Below are 17,684 nucleotides of genomic sequence, written 5' to 3'. Positions count from 1 at the left end.
GCCGAAGCGTGACGGGCGGCGCCGACGGCAGCCGACGGCGCGCGGCCGAGGTGCCTTCAGCGGCACGGCCGGGGTGACTGCGGCGGCACGGCCGGGGTGACTGCGGCGGCGCGGGCAGGGCGGCTTCAGCGACGCGGCCGAGGCGGCTTCAGCAGGCGCCGACCCATTCCTCGGTGCCGTCCGAGAAGCGCTGGTGCTTCCAGATCGGGACCTCGTGCTTCAGGTCGTCGATCAGCTTGCGGCAGGCCGCGAAGGCCTCCGCGCGGTGCGGGCACGACACGGCGACGACCACGGCCAGATCCCCGACGACGAGGTCGCCCACCCGGTGGACGGCGGCCAGGGCCCGCACGGGGAACTCCGCGACGACCTTCTCGGCCACGCGGCGCAGCTCCGCCTCGGCCGAGGGGTGGCTGGAGTACCCGAGGGCGTCCACGTCCGCGCCGCCGTCGTGGTTGCGCACGGTGCCGACGAAGAGCGCCGTGCCTCCGGCCGCGTCGTCGCCTACGGCACGGAAGACCTCGTCGAGGGAGAGCGGCGTGTCGCGGATCGCCAGCAGACGGATCGGGTCCGCTGCCGTGCGCTCACCGGGGTGGTCGTACGTGGGAGCCATGGCACCCATCGTGCCGTACGGGACCGACATCCCGGTATTGCGTGTTCGACCGGCGGACACACGCGCGCGTTGGAGCCTCCTACAGCCGCACCGCCCCCAGGGGTCGGCTCACAGGCCGCGGCGCCTGCGGGCGCGCCGTACCAGGGCGGCCGTGCCGAGCAGGGCGACCGTGGCGCCGGCGGCACCGGCGGCCGTGGCGTCCTTCCGGCCGAGGCGGCGGCCCGCGACGGTGTGGCGGCCCGCGACCTCCTCCAGGAGCGCGGCCAGCACCTCCTCGTTGGTCCACTGCGGGCGCCAGCCCGCGTCGTGGAGGCGTCCGACGCTCACCACCCAGGGGTGCATCGTGTACGCCAGGTCACCGGCCGGTGACGGCGTGAGGCCGATCCGGTGGAGCCGGGTGGCCGCGCCGAGCGCCACGGCGGACGGCAGCTCCATGCGCCGGATGCCGCTGAGCTCCTCAACCTCCTCCTGCTCCAGCCAGCCGTCGCAGCCGACCGCGAACTCCCCGTCGACCTTGCCGAGCGCCGCGTACTCCAGGGCGCTGACCAGGTCCTCGACGTGGCAGAACTGCCAGGCGGGGCGGGACCCGGCCACCACGAGCAGCCGCGGCGACTCGAAGTAGCGGGTCAGCGCCGTGTCCGTGCCGCCGACCAGGACGGCGGGGCGTACGACGGTGATGTTCAGGCCCGGGTGCGCGCGCGGGGCGCGGCGGGCGAGGCGCTCGATCTCCAGGAGGTCGCCGACGCCGGTCGCCTCCGCGGTGGCGCGCAGCTCGGCGTCCTCGGAGAGGGGGATGTCGTTGTCGGGCAGTGCCCCGTAGACCATGGCGGAGGTGCACAGGACGACCCGGTGGACGCCCGCGGCCGCCGCGGCGGTCAGCACGGTCTGCGTACCCCGTACGTTGTACGCCGTACGGGCGGCCGCGTCGGTCTCCAGGTCGAGATCGAGCGCCAGGTGGACCACGACGTCCGCGCCGCGCAGCTTGTCGGCGATGGCCGGGTCCCGTACGTCGAGGATGTGCCACTGCGCGCCGGACTCGTCGCCGCGGCGCTCGTCGATGGCGATGACCTGCTTGATCTCGTCGGACGCGACGAGGCGCCCGGTCAGCAGGGCGCCGATGCCGGACGCGGCTCCGGTGACCGCGACGACGGGGCCCCTGCCGGTGCCGGTGGACGAGGTCGAACGGTTTCGCGCTGCGCGAACCTGCGGATCTGGGGAACTCACCAGGCGTCTCCAGCGGTTGTCTTCAGTACGTACGCGGACAACGCGTACGTACCAGGTGGCGTCCATCCTGCCGCAGGCGATGCGTCAGTGGAGCACCGAGCCCCAGACCGGCCCGGATGTCTACGCTGGGTGTGATGTCGGGCAACCGCCGTCGGCACGAGGCCGGCGGCCCTACGAGCCGAGGAAACCCGTGAGCGACACCCCATTCGGATTCGGCCTTCCGCCGGAGGAGCCGGACGACGGCGACGAGGGCAAGAAGAAGCCCCAGGATCCCCAGGGTGGTGCGAACCCCTTCGGGTTCGGTGGTCTGCCCGGTGGCGGCCCGGGCGGCGCGGACAATCCGTTCGCGGCGATGTTCGGGTCGTTCAACCCGGCCGACCTGGGCGCGGCCTTCCAGCAGCTCGGCCAGATGCTGAGCTACGAGGGCGGCCCGGTGAACTGGGACATGGCCAAGCAGATCGCCCGCCAGACGGTCTCGCAGGGCACCGCGGACGGCACGAAGGACGCCAGCGTGGGCGCCGCCGAGCGGACCGCCGTCGAGGAGGCGGTGCGCCTGGCCGACCTGTGGCTGGACGGTGTGACGTCGCTGCCGTCCGGGGCGAACACCGCCGTGGCGTGGAGCCGCGCCGAGTGGGTCGAGGCGACCCTGCCCGCGTGGCAGCAGCTCGTCGACCCGGTGGCCGAGCGCGTCGGCATGGCCATGGGCGAGGTGCTTCCGCAGGAGATGCAGGCCATGGCGGGCCCGCTGATCGGCATGATGCGCTCCATGGGCGGCGCCATGTTCGGCCAGCAGATCGGGCACGCCGTGGGCGTGCTGGCCGGTGAGGTGGTCGGCTCGACGGACGTCGGGCTGCCGCTGGGCCCGGCAGGGAAGGCCGCGCTGCTGCCGCTGAACGTGGCGGCGCTCGGCAAGGACCTGAGCGTTCCGCAGGACGAGGTGCGGCTGTACCTGGCGCTGCGGGAGGCCGCTCATCAGCGGCTCTTCGCGCACGTGCCGTGGCTGCGCTCGCACCTGTTCGGCGCGGTCGAGGGCTACGCGCGCGGGATCAAGGTCGACACGTCCAAGCTGGAGGACGCGGTCTCCCAGCTCGACCCGGCCAACCCCGAGCAGCTGCAGGAGGCCCTCCAGCAGGGCATGTTCCAGCCGGAGGACACGGCCGAGCAGAAGGCCGCCCTGGCCCGTCTGGAGACCGCGCTCGCACTCGTCGAGGGCTGGGTCGACGCGGTGGTCCACGCCGCCGCCGGGTCCCGGCTGACGTCCGCGGACGCGCTGCGCGAGACGCTGCGGCGGCGCCGCGCGTCGGGCGGTCCCGCCGAGCAGACCTTCGCGACGCTGATCGGCCTGGAGCTGCGGCCGCGGCGGCTGCGGGACGCGTCCCGGCTGTGGGCGTCCCTCACCGACGCGCGCGGCATGGACGGGCGCGACGCGCTGTGGGAGCACCCCGACATGCTGCCGACGGCATCCGACCTGGACGACCCGGACGGCTTCGTGCACCGGGAGCACATGGACTTCTCGGAGCTGGACAAGATGCTCGGCGAGGCGGCCCGCCGGCCGGACGAGGACGGCGAGGACGGCGAGGACGGCGAGGGCGGCAAGGGCGGAGAGGGCGAGTCCGGCAGGTGAGTCTCCACGACGACGCCGTCCTCGTACTGAAGGGGTACGAGGACCAGGCAGAGCTGCGCCGGACGTATCTGGACCACCTCTCCACGTACGAGAACGCGATGTGGAAGGCCTGCGCGGCGGGGCATCTGACGGCCAGCGCGCTGGTGGTGGCCCCGGAGCGGGGGCAGGTGCTGCTCACCCTGCACAAGAAGATGCGCATGTGGCTGCAGATGGGCGGCCACTGCGAGCCCGAGGACCGCACACTGGCCGCGGCCGCGCTGCGTGAGGCGACGGAGGAGTCCGGGATCCCCGGGTTGACGCTCCTGCCTGGCGGGCCCGCGCGCCTGGACCGGCACTCGACGCCGTGCGCGTGGCACCTGGACGTGCAGTACGCGGCCGTGGCGCCGGCGGGCGCGGTGGAGGCGATCAGCGACGAGTCGCTGGACCTGCGCTGGTTCGCGTACGACGAGGTCGCGAAGGTGGCGGACGACTCGGTGGTCCGGCTGCTGGAGCGGACGCTGGAGCGTCTCTGACCACCATGTGTAAGGGGCGGCCCGCCATGGCGGGCCGCCCCTTACCTGTTCCGTTCCAGACTTGTTCAGTTCCAGGCGTTGTTCTGGTTCTGGGCGTGCGCGCCGTGCTGGCCGACGCCGAACTGGGCGCCGACACCCTGCCCGATCTGCACGTTCTGCGGCGGCATGACCTCACTCGGCTGGACCAGGGCGAAGCCCTGCCCGAGGAAGTTCAGCTCCCAGCCCTCACCGGTGTTGCCGCGGCGCCGCCGGATGTTCGACGCGTGCGTCTGGGCCTGCATCTGCACGCGCAGCGACGACGACCAGGCCACGATCGCGTCGGCGTCGACATTGACGTACTTGTCCGGCGTGACCTGCATCATCAGCGGCTGGCCCGAGGTCATCAGGGCGACCTTGCCCCGGCCCGAGATGTTGAGCTGGTACTTGCCGGAGCCGGAGATCCCGTACTGGCTGTCCACCGCGATGACCTCGGTGTGCAGGGCCGAGTCGAGCGCCAGCACATAGGAGCTGTCCACGGTCAGCCCCTCCTGGTCGACGTCCACGACATGGATGTACTGCGCCAGGTTGGCCAGGTAGACCGTGCCCTGCCCGGAGCAGCGCATGAGGTCGAGCCCCTCGCCCGTGTGGGCGCGGGCCCGGCGCTGGCTCTGCGTCTGGTACTCGCCGTCGAAGTCCATCAGCCCCTGGTAGGCGACCATGGCGCCCTTGCGGGCGAGGACGTCGTCGTGACCGGTGAGGGCGACCCGCAGCAGCTGCGGGTTCTGCACCGTGTACCGGTCCTGGCTCTGCTGTTCCGTATAACCGAAAAGCGGGCTCTGCATGGTGTGTTCTCGCTCCCCCTGGTCCTCAGTGCCGGATCCGCAGGCGGTCGGTACTGTCCTCACTCGGCTGCACGACGACGATGCCCTGACCCGAGAAGGCCATCTGATAGGCCTCGCCGCTGCCCCGTCCGATCAGGGAGCCGGCTTTGAAGCTGCGCTTGCCCTTCACCTTCAGGGACGGCGACCAGGCGACGAGCGCGTCGGGGTCGACGTACGTCTCGTCGTCGCCCCGGCCGCAGTCGACGACGATCGGCGTGCCGCGCGAGGTGAGCGCCACCCAGCCGGTGCCGGCGATCTGCACGTTCCACAGGCCCTGCCCGGCGAACTTGGCCATGCCCTTGACCCGTTCGACGCCCCACTGGAGGTGCGCGTCGAACGCCAGCACATTGGTGCCGTTGACGGACAGGGCGTCGTTGTCGAGGTTGACGACCACGACGTCGGCCCCGTAGTCGGCGAGGTAGAGCAGCCCGTCGCCGGAGCACTTCATGAGGGGGGCGCCCTCACCGGTGACCCAGGAGGCGGCGATCTGGCGGACGGCGGGCGGATTCGGCTCGTACTGGACGAAGCCCTCGTACGCGACGACCGAACCGGTCCGCGCGAACAGGTCCTGGCCGGTGGCCATGGCGACCTTGAGCATCGCCGAGCCGTGGTTCTCCATCCGGGCCACGACGGGGGTGGGGGCGTAGCCCGCGAGTTGCTGGTTCATAGGTCTCCGGGCTCCCTCAGACCTCGTACGGCTGGACGACGATGAAGTTCCCGGGCGCTCCCCGGAACTGGAGGTTCACGGTCTCCCCGCTGTGGCCCGGGTAGGCGTTGCGGCGCAGCCGGACCTGGGTGGAGAGGACCACCTGGGAGGCCGCTGACCAGGCGACGACCGCGTTGCAGTCCGCGAAGGTGGTCGGTGTGACGGGCAGGACCACGGGGACGCCCTGGGTCTTCACGACGACCGTGCCGGTGCCCTGGAAGAGCATCGTGAACAGCGCGCCGCCGGGGATGCCGTGGCCCTCGATGCGGCGCACCTCGTGGTGCAGCGACTCGTCGAACGCGAGGACGTTCTCGGCGGAGACGCAGATGCCGTCGCCCTGGAGCTCGATCGGATGCAGCTGCGCGCCGTTCTCGGCGAGAAAAAGCTGGCCGCGGCCGGTGCACCGCATGAGCTGCATCTCCTGGCCCGTGGCGTTGCCGACGATACGGCCGGCGAAGCCGGCGCCCTTGTAGCTGAAGTCGACCTTGCCCTGGTACATGACCATGCTGCCCTGGCGCGCGAGGACAGGAGTCTGCCCCATGGCCAGGTCGACCCGCATGAGCTGCGCGTTCTGCGGGGTCCAGCGCTGACCGGTGGGCGTCTCGCGGTACTTCTGGAGCGCGGCGGCCAGGCCGGCGCCCTGCGGGGCGCCTTGAGGCACGCCGTGCGGCGCGCCCTGGGGCATGCCGTGCGGCGGCGTTCCGGCGGGCGGCATGCCCATGGGGGGCTGCTGGCCGTACGGAGCCGGGGCGGGCTGCCCGTATCCGGCGGGCTGCTGCCCGTACGGGGCGGGCGCGCCGTGCGGCGGCGTCTGGCCGGGGACGTGGCCGTACGGGGCGGGCTGCTGCGGGTGCTGCGGGTGTCCGTACGGGGACGGGGACGGCGTGGGCGCCTGCGGGGCCGGCGCGGGGGCAGGGGCCTGCGGGGCCGGGGCGGGGGCGGGGGCCTGCGGGGGCGGGGCCATGGGAGCCGCCATCGTGGGCGCTGCGTGCAGCGGCTGTTGCGGCGGCACGGGCGCGGTGAGCGGGGCTTGAGCAGGAGCGGGTGCCGGGGCCGGAGCCGGGGTCTGGGCCTGGGCGGGCGCCGGTGCTTGGGCCGGGGCCTGGGGTGCGCCGAAGGACGGTGCGGGCTGGGCCGGGGCGGCGGGGCCGGGAGGCGGCGCGAAGCCCGGTGCCGCCGCCTGCGGCTGCTGCTGCGGCGCCGGGGCCTGCTGCTCCTCTTCGAGCACCTCGCCGCCGAAGTTCTTGAGCAGCGCGTCGAGACCGCCGTCGAACCCCTGGCCGACGGCGGCGAACCGCCAGACGTCCTTTCGGTAGAAGTCGCCGAGCATGACGGCCCGCTCGGTGGTGAACTCCGATCCGTCGAAGGCGTAACGGGCGACTTCCTCACCGCCCGCCACGATCCGGATGTAGCCGGGGCCCACCTGGGACATCTGTCCTGCGCCGTCGATGGTGGCGGTGAAGGCGAGTTTGTGGATCTGCGGCGGGACACGGTCGAGCGTGACGCGGAACGACTCGGTGTCGCCGGCCTGCGCGCCGAGGAGCTGGACGGACTCCTCCGGCGACTTCGGCTGGTTGAAGAAGACGAAGTACCGGTCGTCCGAGAGCCGTTCGTCGGCGTCGAGGCCGAAGCAGCTGATGTCGAAGGTCAGCCCGGGACCCGCGATCTGCACGCCCACGTACAGATCCGTCCCGGCGGTCAGATCACTGATCCGGGCCTTGTGGCCCCGTTGGAATTCCCTGGCCATGCGTAACGACCGTCCCCCATCCCGGATTGGTGTGCGTCGCGCCAGGCTAACGGCTGGGTGCGACAGCGACCACGTCGGCGGCCGGGTCGGTACGGAGTCGGTACAGGATCGCCGAATGTCAGTCGGCGGACGCACCCGGAAGGTGCGGCAGCCGGTCGGCGGCGACCACGCCCTCCAGGTAGCCGCGGGCCCGCTCCGTACGCGGGTACGGCTCCAGGAGCCGCCAGAAGCGCGGGCCGTGCCCGGGGACGAGCAGATGGGCCAGCTCGTGGAGGAGCACGTAGTCGACGACGTACTCCGGCATGCCCTGGAGGCGGTGCGACAGGCGGATGCTGCCCTCGGCGGGGGTGCAGGAGCCCCAGCGCGTGTTCTGGTTGGTGACCCAGCGGACGGACGCGGGCCGGGCCCTCCCTTCGAGGTACTGGCCGGACAGCCGCTCGGCACGCTCGGCCAGCTCGGAGTCGCCCAGGAGGCGTCTGCTCTCCTGCGCGGCGAGCTTGTCGAGCATGACGTCCACCCAGCGCCGTTCCTCCGCCTCCGACATCTTGGCGGGGATGAGCACGACGGTCCTGTCACCCTCGCGGTAGGCCGAGACGGTCCTGCGGCGCCGGGAGCTCCTGCGCACCTCGACGGCGGACGTGCCCCTGGGCCGGGGCGTGTCGCTGGTGGGGCTGTGCTGAGGGTCCGCGGGCACGCCCCGACGTTACCCGGTGGCCGCGGTGAAGTCCTCCTCCGGAACGGTCCGTCCACGATCCGTCCACAGCCTGCACCATTTGAATGACTAATGAGCCCGCCTGTGGATGACGATCGGCGGGCGGTGGACCGGCCGCGGCATGCTGACTCCGCGATCCGAACCGGGGGACGACTCGGGGATTTCGGGAACGGACGGGGGCCGGTATGCATCCGATGGTGAAGCCCGCGCTGCGGCGGGGCTGGCGGGATCTTCAGTACGTGCAGTTCGGGGTGACGCCCGCGCACGCGGTGGTGGTGGGCCCGGTGGACACGACGACGGGGAGTCTGCTGGGGCTGCTCGACGGGACGCGGGGCATGGCGCTGCTGCGGGAGGAGGCGCGGGCGCTGGGGGTGCCGGACGCCTGGCTGGAGGCGCTGCTGGCGCGGCTTGCGGGTGCGGGGCTGCTGGAGGACGCGGCGGCGCGGGACCCGGCGGCGGAGGCGCTGCGGCGGCGGGAGGGTGTGCTGGATCGGCTGCGGCCGGACGCGGCGTCGCTGTCGGTGGTGCACCGGGAGCCGGGCGGGGCGATACGGCGCCTGGGCGCCAGGGCCGGCTTACGGGTGCAGGTGCGGGGTGCGGGCAGGGTGGGCGCGAGCGTGGCGGCGCTGCTGTCGGCAGCGGGAGTGGGGCGCGTGGAGGTACTGGACGGCGGGTGTGTGGAGCCCTGGGACGTGGTGCCGGGCGGGCTCCCGGCCGAGGCCGTCGGGGAGCGGCGGGACGTGGCGGCCCGCCGGCTGGTGAGCCGCTCGGCGCCCGGTGGTCGTGCGGTGCGGGCAGCGCGGCGCCCGGGTGCGGGGCCGGCCGGGAGCTCGGGCGGGAGCTCGGCCGGGAGCTCGGCCGGGAGTTCGGGCGGGAGTTCGGGTATGGCGGAGCCGGGGCTTGCGCTGGTGGTGGTGGCGCCGAGAGACGGCCTCGCGGTGTACGCGCCGGATCCGGTGACGGCGGACGGCTGGGTCGGCACGGGAACGCCCCATCTGTTCGCGGGGGTGCTGGAGGCCACGGGAGTGGTGGGCCCGCTGGTGCTGCCCGGGAGTACGGCGTGCGCGCGGTGCCTGGAGCTGGCGCGGACGGACGGGGACCCGGCGTGGCCGCGGATGCTGGCGCAGTGGCGGTCGGGACGACGCGGTCCGGTGCCGTCCGGGGACGTGGGGCTGGTGTCGGCGGTGGCGGGGCTGGCGGCGGCGCATGCGCTGGCGTTCCTGGACGGTGAGCTGCCGGCGAGCGCGGGCGCGCGGTGGGAGGTGTCCTCGCCGCTGCTCGAGTGGCGGGCGCAGCGGGTCGGGCCGCACGGCGACTGCCCTTGCGGGGCCGCGGACGGGGATGCGGTCGGACAGCCTGGCGGGACGGCCGTAGGGAAGGCCGGTGAGGGTGCCGGGGTGCGGGCCTCGGGGGTCGGGAGGGGGCAGGACACAATGGCGGGGTAACGGCCGTCAACGGCGCATGCCGAGGCAAACGCGGTACGGCAGTCTGGGATTTGGAGGGGCGCATGTCTGATCTTCCCCGGAAGGCGGTCACCCGTACCGCCAAGTTGGCCGCGTTGCCCCTGGGCTTCGCGGGGCGGGCCACCTGGGGGCTGGGCAAGCGGATCGGCGGCAAGTCCGCCGAGATCGTGGCGCGCGAGCTCCAGCAGCGCACGGCGGATCAACTGTTCAAGGTGCTCGGCGAGTTGAAAGGGGGCGCGATGAAGCTGGGGCAGGCCCTGTCGGTGTTCGAGTCGGCGCTGCCCGAGGAGGTCGCCGGGCCGTACAGGGCGGCGTTGACGAAGCTTCAGGAGGCGGCGCCGCCGATGCCCGTGCGGACGGTGCACGGGGTGCTGGAGGAGCGGCTGGGCGCGGACTGGCGTGAGCTGTTCCTGGAGTTCGAGGACAAGCCGGCGGCGGCCGCGTCGATCGGCCAGGTGCACCGGGCTGTGTGGCACGACGGACGTGAGGTCGCGGTGAAGGTGCAGTACCCGGGGGCGGGTGAGGCACTGCTGTCGGACCTGGCGCAGCTCAGCCGGTTCGCACGGCTGCTGGGGCCGCTGGTGCCGGGCATGGACATCAAGCCGCTCATCACGGAGATGCGCGACCGGGTGTCGGAGGAGCTCGACTACGGCCTGGAGGCGCAGGCGCAGCGGGAGCACGCCGCCGAGTTCGCGGACGACCCCGATGTGGTGGTCCCCGATGTGGTGCACCAGTCGGAACAGGTGCTGGTGACGGAATGGATCGACGGGATACCCCTGTCGGAGGTCATCGCGGACGGTACGGAGGAGGAGCGGAACCGGGCGGGGCAGCTGCTGGCACGGTTCCTGTTCTCGGGGCCGACCCGTACGGGACTGCTGCACGCGGACCCGCATCCGGGGAACTTCCGGCTGCTGCCGGGCGAGGGCGACGGGGACCTGCGGCTGGGGGTGCTGGACTTCGGCACGGTGGACCGGCTGCCGGGCGGGCTGCCGGAGACCATCGGCGCGTGTCTGCGGATGACCCTGGAGGGCGAGGCGGAGACGGTCTACCGGCTCCTGCGCGACGAGGGGTTCGTGAAGGAGTCGATCGATCTCGACCCGGACGAGGTGCTGGAGTATCTGCTGCCGATCATCGAGCCGGCGCAGGTGGAGGCGTTCCCGTTCACCCGGGAGTGGATCCGCACACAGGCGGCACGGATCGCTGATCCGCGCTCGCCGGCCCACCAGTTGGGCAAGCGGCTCAACCTGCCGCCGTCGTATCTGCTGATCCACCGGGTGACGCTGAGCACCATCGGGGTGCTGTGCCAGCTGAACGCGACGGTGCGGCTGCGCGACGAGCTGTCCGCTTGGCTGCCGGGCTTCGTACCGGAGGACATATCAGAGGACGTGCCGGAGGACGTGCCGGAGGGCATCGCCGAGCAACCGGAGGAGACTCCGGCCTGAGCCGGCGGCGGCCCCGGCGCGTGGTTACCACCAGGCGGAGTCGAGTCTGCTCTCGATGGACCGGATGTGGGCGCGGGCGCAGGTGTCGCAGAAGTAGTGCCGGCTGCCGTTCTCGACGGAGCAGGTCCAGGTCACGGGGAGGCTTTCGGCGGTCGCGCCGCAGCGCGAGCACACCACGCTCTGCGTGCGCGACTGCGCGGGGTCGGGAGTCCGCTCGTTCACCACGAGACGATAACTCTCCGCGGGTCGTGGTGGCTGGTGCTTCCGTGCGCCACGGCTGGTTACTGCATGACCGCCATGGCCAGCGCGCGGCGGGCCCGGAGCGAGGCGCGCTCGGCGCGGCGCTGCATCCTGCGGGCGGCGATCAGGCGGGTGCCCACACGTTGCTCGTCGGCCTGGCGCAGTCGCTCGTGCATATGGGCACGGGCCAGGGCTTCGGGGATGAGTTGCATTTCGAGGGTCCTGTTCTGGCGCGAGGCGTTCGCGCCGAGGGTGGTGACGTCAGTGGTCGCGGAGCCCAGGGGCTCGTTCGTGGAAGAGGTCATCGGGGCCTGCTTCTGGGGGTCGTGCGTGAGGGGGCGGTCGATGGTTCCGGTGGCGGTGATCATGCCGTGACCGGGTTCTTGCGCGGGCGGCCACGCGGCCGCTTCCGGGCGACGACGACACCCTGGACGAAGAGCTCGCCGCCCCAGACGCCCCACGGCTCACGCCGCTCCTTGGCGCCCGCGAGGCAGGCCGCCATGAGCGGGCAGGTGCGGCAGAGGGACTTGGCGTACTCGACATCGGCCGGCGACTCGGCGAAGAAGACCTCCGGGTCGTAGGAGCGGCAGGGCACGGGTACGCCGAGGTTCTCGATGGCGTCGTCGAGCGCGGTGAGCGCGGTGAGGGCGGTCAAGTCGTGGTCCTCCGTGAGGCCGGGCGGGGGGATCGTTTCGGAAGGCGGTACGGACGGGGCGTGCGCTTCGAGTTGCACGGTGGTGTTTTCCTCGTCTGGTCGGTCCGGCCGGTCGGCCGGTGGGCTGGTACCGGGTTCTGCTTGGTCCCGAGGCCCCTTCGCTCCGTGTCACCCGTGGGGGCAAAACAGAAGGGCCGCGGATCCCTGGTGGGGTTCCGCGGCCCTGAAGGCGCCGGCCTGATCCTGGATCAGGCTGGATCACTCCAGGGTTCGAGCCCACGGAAGGCCCACATCGTGTGGTGCTGCGTCGTCTGCTGCTGCTTGGTCTCGGCACCGGTCGCCGCAATGACATAGGCCGGGGCCTGCGCCGCTGCTACTTCTGCTTCCAGTGCCTTGGTCGGTCGCTCATCGGCGATGGGTCCGTCGCAGACGGGGAGAGCCGTCAGGAAGGACGCCGGACGGACGGCACGGGTGCCGAACAGACCAATGCCGGCGAACGCCGAACCGGACAGGCCGGTAAGACCGGAGAAGCCGAGCGAGCAGGCGGAGGCGACCGAGCGATCGGTCATTTTGGCGGTGCTGTTGTTGCTGGTGTTGAAGCTGATCACTGGACTCGCCTCCTCTCGGCGTCTCGGGGGATCGGTCGGAACCGGTCCCGCATGTATTCGGATAAGTACAACACGAGGACAGGGCTTCAGTGAAGCCGCTGTTCGCGTGGTTAAGAACCTATGGGGCTTCCTGGGGCGGGCGCAAACTATTTTTTCGACGAGTTGGCATCAGTCATCCCCGTCGTCCGCGGCGAGTTGCCGACCTGCGCAGATGGCCAGGACGTCGGTGCCGAACCGGTTGAGCTTGCGGATGCCGACGCCGGGGATCGCGGCGAGCTCGCCGTCGGTGGACGGGACGGTCTCGGCGATGGCCATGAGGGTCTTCTCGGTGAACACGCAGTAGTCGGGCTGGCCCAGCAGGCGGGCCTGGCGAGCGCGCCAGTCGATGAGCCGTTCGTAGACGCCCTCGTCCATCTCCGAGGGGCAGTCCTCGCAGCGCATCAGCTTCATCTCGCCGGATGCGGTGAGTGTGGTGCCGCACACCCGGCAGCGCACGGGGCCGCGGGCGCGGCGGGGGCCGGTGCCGGCGGGGCCGCCGCGTTCGGCGTGGCCGGCGGTGGTGGCGGTGCGGGCGGCGGGTGCCGTGGTGCCGGGACGCAGCCCCTTCAGGAACCGGGACGGTTCGCGGTTCGGGCGGCCGCCCGGGGAGCGGGACAGTGCCCACGACAGGGACAGGTGCCGGCGGGCGCGGGTGACGCCCACGTACAGCAGGCGGCGTTCCTCCTCGATCTGCTCGTCGGTCTTGGCATAGGTGATGGGCAGGGTGCCCTCGGTGAGGCCGACGACGAAGACGGCGTCCCATTCGAGGCCCTTGGCGGCGTGCAGGGAGGCGAGGGTCACGCCCTGGACGGTGGGGGCGTGCTGGGCCGCGGCCCGTTCGTCCAGTTCGGCGACCAGGTGGGCGAGGGTCGCGTCGGGGCGGGCGCGGGCGAGGTCCTCGGCGAGGCGGACGAGGGCGGCGAGGGACTCCCAGCGGTCGCGGGTGGCGCCGGAGCCGGCCGGTGGTTCGGTGGTCCAGCCCTTGGTGGAGAGGACGGCGCGCACCTGGGACGGCAGGTCCACGACGTCGTCGAGGAGGGCGTCGTTGCCGCCGAAGCGGGCCGCGCTGCGCAGGGCGGCGCCCGCCTCCCGTACTTCCTGGCGTTCGAAGAAGCGCTCGGCACCGCGGAGCTGGTAGGGGACGCCCGCGTCGGCCAGGGCCTGCTCGTAGATCTCGGACTGGGCGTTGACACGGTAGAGCACGGCGATCTCGCCGGCCGGGACGCCGGCGACGATGAGGTCGCGGATGCGGCGGGCGGTGCCTTCGGCCTCGGTGGGTTCGTCGCCGTAGGCCGTGTAGACGGGCTCCGGGCCGGGGTCGCGCTGGGAGACGAGTTCCAGGCGGTGGTCGGCGGCACGGCCGCGGGCCTGGGCGAGGAGGCCGTTGGCGAGGTGGACGACCTGGGGTGTCGAGCGGTAGTCGCGGACGAGTTTGACGACGGTCGCGTGGGGGTGGCGGGTGCGGAAGTCGAGGAGGTAGTCGGGGGTGGCACCGGTGAAGGAGTAGATGGTCTGGCTGGCGTCGCCGACGACGCAGAGGGTGTCGCGGTCGCCGAGCCACAGGTCGAGGAGGCGCTGCTGGAGCGGGGAGACGTCCTGGTACTCGTCGACGACGAAGTGCTGGTACTGGCGGCGGACCTGTTCGGCGATGTCGTTCCGGTCCTGGAGGATGCCGACGGTGAGCAGGAGGACGTCCTCGAAGTCGAGGACGTCGCGTTCCCGTTTCAGCTGTTCGTACATGGCGTAGATCTGGCCGGTTTCGGCGGGCGCGCGGGGGGCGTCGCGCTGGGCCTTGGCGACGGCGGCCGGGTAGTCGGCGGGGACGGTCTGGGTGACCTTGGCCCATTCGATCTCGGCGGTGACGTCGCGCAATTCGGTGCGTTCGAGGCGGATGCGGCAGCGGGCGGCCGCGTCGGCGACGAGCTGGGCCTTGCGGTCGAGGAGCCGGGGCAGGTCGCCGCCGACGGCTTTCGGCCAGAAGTACTGGAGCTGACGGAGGGCGGCGGAGTGGAACGTGCGGGCCTGGACGCCGCCCGCGCCGAGTTGCCTGAGCCGGCCGCGCATCTCGCCTGCGGCGCGGTTGGTGAAGGTGACGGCGAGCACGCTGGAGGGCTGGAGGATGCCGGCCCGTACCCCGTAGGCGATGCGGTGGGTGATCGCGCGGGTTTTGCCGGTGCCCGCGCCGGCCAGTACGCACACCGGTCCGTGCAGGGCGGTCGCCACTTCGCGCTGCTCCGGGTCGAGCCCGTCGAGCACCGCGTCGGCGTCCTGGGGGACCTGCGGGAAGAGGGTGGAGTGCGTTGCTGCTGTCACCCGTCCATGCTGCCAGGTCGCCTGATGCGGCCGTGCCGGTTGTCCACAGGGGTGCGGGATTCGTCATACCCCCTGAGGGAATGCGGGATGGGGCGCGTACGTTTTCCGAGTGCGATCAGGCACTCCGAGTGAACGAGGACGGAAGAGACGATGCAGGGAACTGTGACGATGTACAGCACGACGTGGTGTGGCTACTGCCGTCGGCTGAAGAGCCAGCTGGACCGTGAGGGCATCGCGTACACGGAGGTCAACATCGAGCAGGACCCTGAGTCCGCCGCGTTCGTGGAGAAGGTCAACAACGGCAACCAGACCGTTCCGACCGTGCTCGTGACGCCGAACAGCGGTGCCGAGAACGTCGTGATGACGAACCCGAGTCTGGCGCAGGTCCAGCAGGCGCTGGCCAGCTGACGTCTCCGGGGCGCCTCGCCTCCGGTCAGGCGGTCACGTCGAACGCCCCTTCCCGGCCGGGAAGGGGCGTTCGTGTGTGTTCAGCCGACGCTGCCGGGCTTCGGGAGGGGCTTGCCGTACCAGAGTTCCAGGAGGTGCGAGGCGATGGAGATGCCGTACGGCGGCAGTACCTCGCCGGACTCGAAGGCGGCCGTGAGTTCGTCGCGCGAGAACCAGCGGGCTTCCTCGATCTCGTCTCCGTCGACGTTGATCTCCGCGGAGGTGGCGCGGGCCATGAAGCCGAGCATGAGGCTGGACGGGAACGGCCACGGCTGGCTGGCGACGTACTGGACGTCGCCGATGGTGACGCCGGCCTCCTCGTAGACCTCGCGGATCACGGACTGTTCGATGGACTCGCCGGGCTCGACGAAGCCCGCGAGGGTCGAGAAGCGGCCTTCGGGCCAGTGGACCTGGCGGCCGAGGAGGGCGCGGTCGTCCTCGTCCGTGACCAGCATGATCACGGCGGGGTCGGTGCGCGGGTAGTGCTCGGCGCCGCAGGCCGGGCAGCGGCGGATGTGGCCGGCTGCCGCGATGACCGTGCGTTCGCCGCAGCGTGAGCAGAAGCGGTGGAGGCGCTGCCAGTTCTCCAGGGCGACGGCGTGCACCATGAGGCCCGCGTCCCGCGGGGACAGCAGCAGTCCGGCCTCGCGCAGGCCGGCGGGGCGCGCCGACTGGTCCATGCGGCCGGGCAGGGCGTCCTTCTGGAGGGCGAAGTAGCTGACGCCGTCCGCGTCGGTGCCGAGGAAGTAGCGGTGGGTCTCGGTGAGCGGCGCTTCGAAGGCCGGTGTCGTGACCAGTTCGGTGCGGCCGTCGGGGGTGTCGTCGATGAGGGCCTGGCCGCCGGACACCACGAACACGCGGGTCGTCGGGTGGCTCCAGGCAGCGGCGAGCCACGCCTCGTCGAGGCGGTGGTGTGCCGCTCGGTCGATGCCGCTCGGGGCGGTGAGGCCGATGGGACGGTGCTCGGCCTCGTTGCTGGTGATGCTCACTGGTGCGTCCAACTCCCCCGGTGTGTGGGTGTCTGTGTCGGCGTCGTCTGGGCAGGGCTTCGGCGTCGGGTCGGCGGGGTCGGCGGTCAGCGCAGGGCGCCGGCCATCTCGCCCCACAGATGGGCGGACGCCTCCACTCCTTTGAGGAGCAGGTCCAGCTCGACCTTCTCGTTCGGTGCGTGCCAGCCGTCGGACGGTACGGAGATCCCGAGGAACAGCACCGGGGCCTCCAGGACGTCCTGGAGGTCGGCGGCGGGGCCGGAGCCGCCCTCGCGCGTGTAGCGGATCTTCGTGCCGTCGAACGCGCGGCTCATGGAGCGGGCGACGGCCTGGAGTGCGGGGTGGTCGAGCGGGGTGAGGCAGGGCCGGGTGGCCGCGCCGAAGGTGATCTTGTGGCGGATGCCGGCCGGTACGCGCGCGGCGACCCAGTCCCGTACGGCCTGCTCGATCCGGTCCGGGTCCTGTCCCGCGACCAGGCGGAAGGACAGCTTCAGCTGGGCGGACGACGGGATGATCGTCTTGCCGCCGGGGCCCTGGTAGCCGCCGCCGATGCCGTTGACCTCGGCGGTCGGGCGGGCCCAGACGCGCTCCAGGGTGGAGTACCCGGCCTCGCCGAGCGTGCCGTGGGAGCGGGCGGCGGCCAGCCAGGCCGGCTCGTCGAAGGGCAGCTCCGCGATCAGGGCGCGCTCGGCGTCGGTGAGCTCGGCGACACCGTCGTAGAAGCCGGGGATCGCCACGCGCTCGTCCGCGTCGTGGAGTGCGGCGACCAGGCGGGCGGCGGTCGTGGCCGGGTTGGGTACGGCGCCGCCGAAGGAGCCGGAGTGGATGTCCTGGTCGGGTCCGTACAGCTCGATCTCGCAGTCCGCGAGGCCGCGCATGCCGGTGCAGACCGTGGGCGTCGTCTCGTTCCACATGCCGGTGTCGGAGACGATCACGGCGTCGGCGGCGAGCCGGTCGCGGTGCTGCTCGACGAGTGCGCGGAAGTGCTCGGACCCGGACTCCTCCTCGCCCTCGACGAGGAGCTTCAGATGGACCGCGGGCGTCGTGCGGCCGGTGAGGGCGAGGTGGGCGCGGACTCCGAGGGTGTGGAAGAACACCTGGCCCTTGTCGTCGGCGGCACCGCGCGCGTAGAGCCGGTTTTCCTTGATGACCGGTTCGAAGGGGTCGGTGTGCCAGCCGTCCTCGCGGGCGGCGGGCTGCACGTCGTGGTGACCGTAGACCAGGACCGTGGGCGCGTCGGGGTCGGCCGACGGCCACTCCGCGAACACGGCGGGGGCGCCGGCCGTCTCCCAGACCTCGGCGGTCGGGAAGCCGGTGTCCTTCAGTTTCGCGGCGAGCCACTCGGCGCTGCGCCGTACGTCGGCCGCGTGGTGCGGCTGCGCGGACACGGACGGGATGCGCAGCCATGCCGCGAGGTCGTCGAGGAAGGCGGCGCGGTGCTGCTCGATGTAATTCCGTACGGTCTGGACGGCGCTGTCCGGGGTGTCGCTCAT

The 17,684-nt window shown here is 72.3% G+C and carries 18 protein-coding genes; 5 read left to right on the top strand and 13 right to left on the bottom strand.

Annotated features, from left to right (window positions below):
* Window positions 1-148: 148 nt before the first annotated feature.
* Window positions 149-610 (bottom strand): molybdenum cofactor biosynthesis protein MoaE, encoded by a 462-nt coding sequence (locus tag HTZ82_RS28285; protein ID WP_175412222.1) that lies wholly within the window; start codon window positions 608-610, stop codon window positions 149-151.
* 108 nt (window positions 611-718) lie between these two features.
* On the bottom strand, window positions 719-1,834 hold the full coding sequence (locus HTZ82_RS28280) for an SDR family oxidoreductase (protein ID WP_175412221.1): 1,116 nt from the start codon (window positions 1,832-1,834) through the stop codon (window positions 719-721).
* Between the two features lie 190 nt (window positions 1,835-2,024).
* Between HTZ82_RS28280 and HTZ82_RS28275 the strand changes: the two genes are divergently transcribed.
* Both HTZ82_RS28275 and HTZ82_RS28270 read left to right on the top strand, forming a co-directional pair.
* Window positions 2,025-3,458 (top strand): zinc-dependent metalloprotease, encoded by a 1,434-nt coding sequence (locus HTZ82_RS28275; protein WP_175412220.1) that lies wholly within the window; start codon window positions 2,025-2,027, stop codon window positions 3,456-3,458.
* Window positions 3,455-3,970, top strand: coding sequence for an NUDIX hydrolase (locus tag HTZ82_RS28270; RefSeq protein WP_175412219.1), 516 nt, complete (start codon window positions 3,455-3,457; stop codon window positions 3,968-3,970). Before HTZ82_RS28275 ends, HTZ82_RS28270 begins: the two co-directional genes overlap by 4 nt.
* 65 nt (window positions 3,971-4,035) lie before the next feature.
* Here the strand turns inward: HTZ82_RS28270 and HTZ82_RS28265 are convergent, their stop codons facing one another.
* From HTZ82_RS28265 to HTZ82_RS28250, 4 genes are all read right to left on the bottom strand, one after another.
* Window positions 4,036-4,791, bottom strand: coding sequence for an AIM24 family protein (locus HTZ82_RS28265; RefSeq protein WP_175412218.1), 756 nt, complete (start codon window positions 4,789-4,791; stop codon window positions 4,036-4,038).
* A gap of 25 nt (window positions 4,792-4,816) precedes the next feature.
* Window positions 4,817-5,497, bottom strand: coding sequence for an AIM24 family protein (locus HTZ82_RS28260; protein ID WP_175412217.1), 681 nt, complete (start codon window positions 5,495-5,497; stop codon window positions 4,817-4,819).
* Between the two features lie 16 nt (window positions 5,498-5,513).
* Entirely contained in the window at window positions 5,514-7,283 is a 1,770-nt protein-coding gene (locus tag HTZ82_RS28255) for a TerD family protein (protein ID WP_175412216.1), read from the bottom strand.
* Window positions 7,284-7,401: 118 nt separating this feature from the next.
* Complete coding sequence (locus HTZ82_RS28250; protein WP_175412215.1) at window positions 7,402-7,977, bottom strand: M48 family metallopeptidase; 576 nt, start codon at window positions 7,975-7,977, stop codon at window positions 7,402-7,404.
* A 203-nt stretch (window positions 7,978-8,180) separates the two neighbouring features.
* Between HTZ82_RS28250 and HTZ82_RS28245 the strand changes: the two genes are divergently transcribed.
* Together HTZ82_RS28245 and HTZ82_RS28240 are read left to right on the top strand one after the other, a co-directional pair.
* Window positions 8,181-9,440 carry a ThiF family adenylyltransferase gene (locus HTZ82_RS28245; protein ID WP_175412214.1) on the top strand — a complete coding sequence of 420 codons (1,260 nt, stop codon included), beginning with the start codon at window positions 8,181-8,183 and terminating at the stop codon, window positions 9,438-9,440.
* A gap of 62 nt (window positions 9,441-9,502) precedes the next feature.
* Window positions 9,503-10,900: an AarF/ABC1/UbiB kinase family protein gene (locus tag HTZ82_RS28240; protein ID WP_175412213.1), complete on the top strand. Its 1,398-nt coding sequence runs from the start codon at window positions 9,503-9,505 to the stop codon at window positions 10,898-10,900.
* A 24-nt stretch (window positions 10,901-10,924) separates the two neighbouring features.
* Here the strand turns inward: HTZ82_RS28240 and HTZ82_RS28235 are convergent, their stop codons facing one another.
* From HTZ82_RS28235 to HTZ82_RS28215, 5 genes are all read right to left on the bottom strand, one after another.
* Window positions 10,925-11,122 carry a hypothetical protein gene (locus HTZ82_RS28235; RefSeq protein WP_175412188.1) on the bottom strand — a complete coding sequence of 66 codons (198 nt, stop codon included), beginning with the start codon at window positions 11,120-11,122 and terminating at the stop codon, window positions 10,925-10,927.
* Window positions 11,123-11,181: 59 nt separating this feature from the next.
* Complete coding sequence (locus HTZ82_RS28230; RefSeq protein ID WP_175412237.1) at window positions 11,182-11,505, bottom strand: hypothetical protein; 324 nt, start codon at window positions 11,503-11,505, stop codon at window positions 11,182-11,184.
* Window positions 11,505-11,873 (bottom strand): WhiB family transcriptional regulator, encoded by a 369-nt coding sequence (locus HTZ82_RS28225; RefSeq protein ID WP_175412212.1) that lies wholly within the window; start codon window positions 11,871-11,873, stop codon window positions 11,505-11,507. Before HTZ82_RS28225 ends, HTZ82_RS28230 begins: the two co-directional genes overlap by 1 nt.
* 170 nt (window positions 11,874-12,043) lie before the next feature.
* Complete coding sequence (locus HTZ82_RS28220) at window positions 12,044-12,403, bottom strand: hypothetical protein (protein ID WP_175412211.1); 360 nt, start codon at window positions 12,401-12,403, stop codon at window positions 12,044-12,046.
* A gap of 168 nt (window positions 12,404-12,571) precedes the next feature.
* A complete protein-coding gene (locus tag HTZ82_RS28215) occupies window positions 12,572-14,755 on the bottom strand; it encodes an ATP-dependent DNA helicase UvrD2 (RefSeq protein WP_175412210.1) in 2,184 nt (727 codons plus the stop codon).
* A 150-nt stretch (window positions 14,756-14,905) separates the two neighbouring features.
* Between HTZ82_RS28215 and HTZ82_RS28210 the strand changes: the two genes are divergently transcribed.
* Window positions 14,906-15,163, top strand: coding sequence for a mycoredoxin (locus HTZ82_RS28210; protein WP_175412209.1), 258 nt, complete (start codon window positions 14,906-14,908; stop codon window positions 15,161-15,163).
* An 80-nt stretch (window positions 15,164-15,243) separates the two neighbouring features.
* Here the strand turns inward: HTZ82_RS28210 and nudC are convergent, their stop codons facing one another.
* The gene (gene nudC / locus HTZ82_RS28205) at window positions 15,244-16,191 is read right to left on the bottom strand and encodes an NAD(+) diphosphatase (protein WP_175412208.1); all 948 of its coding nucleotides are present in this window, start codon (window positions 16,189-16,191) and stop codon (window positions 15,244-15,246) included.
* 86 nt (window positions 16,192-16,277) lie between these two features.
* Window positions 16,278-17,684, bottom strand: coding sequence for a dipeptidase (locus tag HTZ82_RS28200; RefSeq protein WP_175412207.1), 1,407 nt, complete (start codon window positions 17,682-17,684; stop codon window positions 16,278-16,280).

The sequence above is a fragment of the Streptomyces sp. TRM64462 genome (assembly GCF_013362995.1).
Lineage (GTDB): Bacteria > Actinomycetota > Actinomycetes > Streptomycetales > Streptomycetaceae > Streptomyces.
The sequence above is the reverse complement of the archived record's forward strand: the minus strand, read 5'-3'. Positions and strand labels throughout refer to the sequence as shown.

Coding starts and splice junctions, on each gene's coding strand:
- HTZ82_RS28285 (WP_175412222.1), bottom strand. CDS start 610: ATGGCTCCCACGTACGACCACCCCGGTGAGCGCACGGCAGCGGACCCG.
- HTZ82_RS28265 (WP_175412218.1), bottom strand. CDS start 4,791: ATGCAGAGCCCGCTTTTCGGTTATACGGAACAGCAGAGCCAGGACCGG.
- HTZ82_RS28260 (WP_175412217.1), bottom strand. CDS start 5,497: ATGAACCAGCAACTCGCGGGCTACGCCCCCACCCCCGTCGTGGCCCGG.
- HTZ82_RS28255 (WP_175412216.1), bottom strand. CDS start 7,283: ATGGCCAGGGAATTCCAACGGGGCCACAAGGCCCGGATCAGTGATCTG.
- HTZ82_RS28245 (WP_175412214.1), top strand. CDS start 8,181: ATGCATCCGATGGTGAAGCCCGCGCTGCGGCGGGGCTGGCGGGATCTT.
- HTZ82_RS28240 (WP_175412213.1), top strand. CDS start 9,503: ATGTCTGATCTTCCCCGGAAGGCGGTCACCCGTACCGCCAAGTTGGCC.
- HTZ82_RS28210 (WP_175412209.1), top strand. CDS start 14,906: ATGCAGGGAACTGTGACGATGTACAGCACGACGTGGTGTGGCTACTGC.
- HTZ82_RS28200 (WP_175412207.1), bottom strand. CDS start 17,684: ATGAGCGACACCCCGGACAGCGCCGTCCAGACCGTACGGAATTACATC.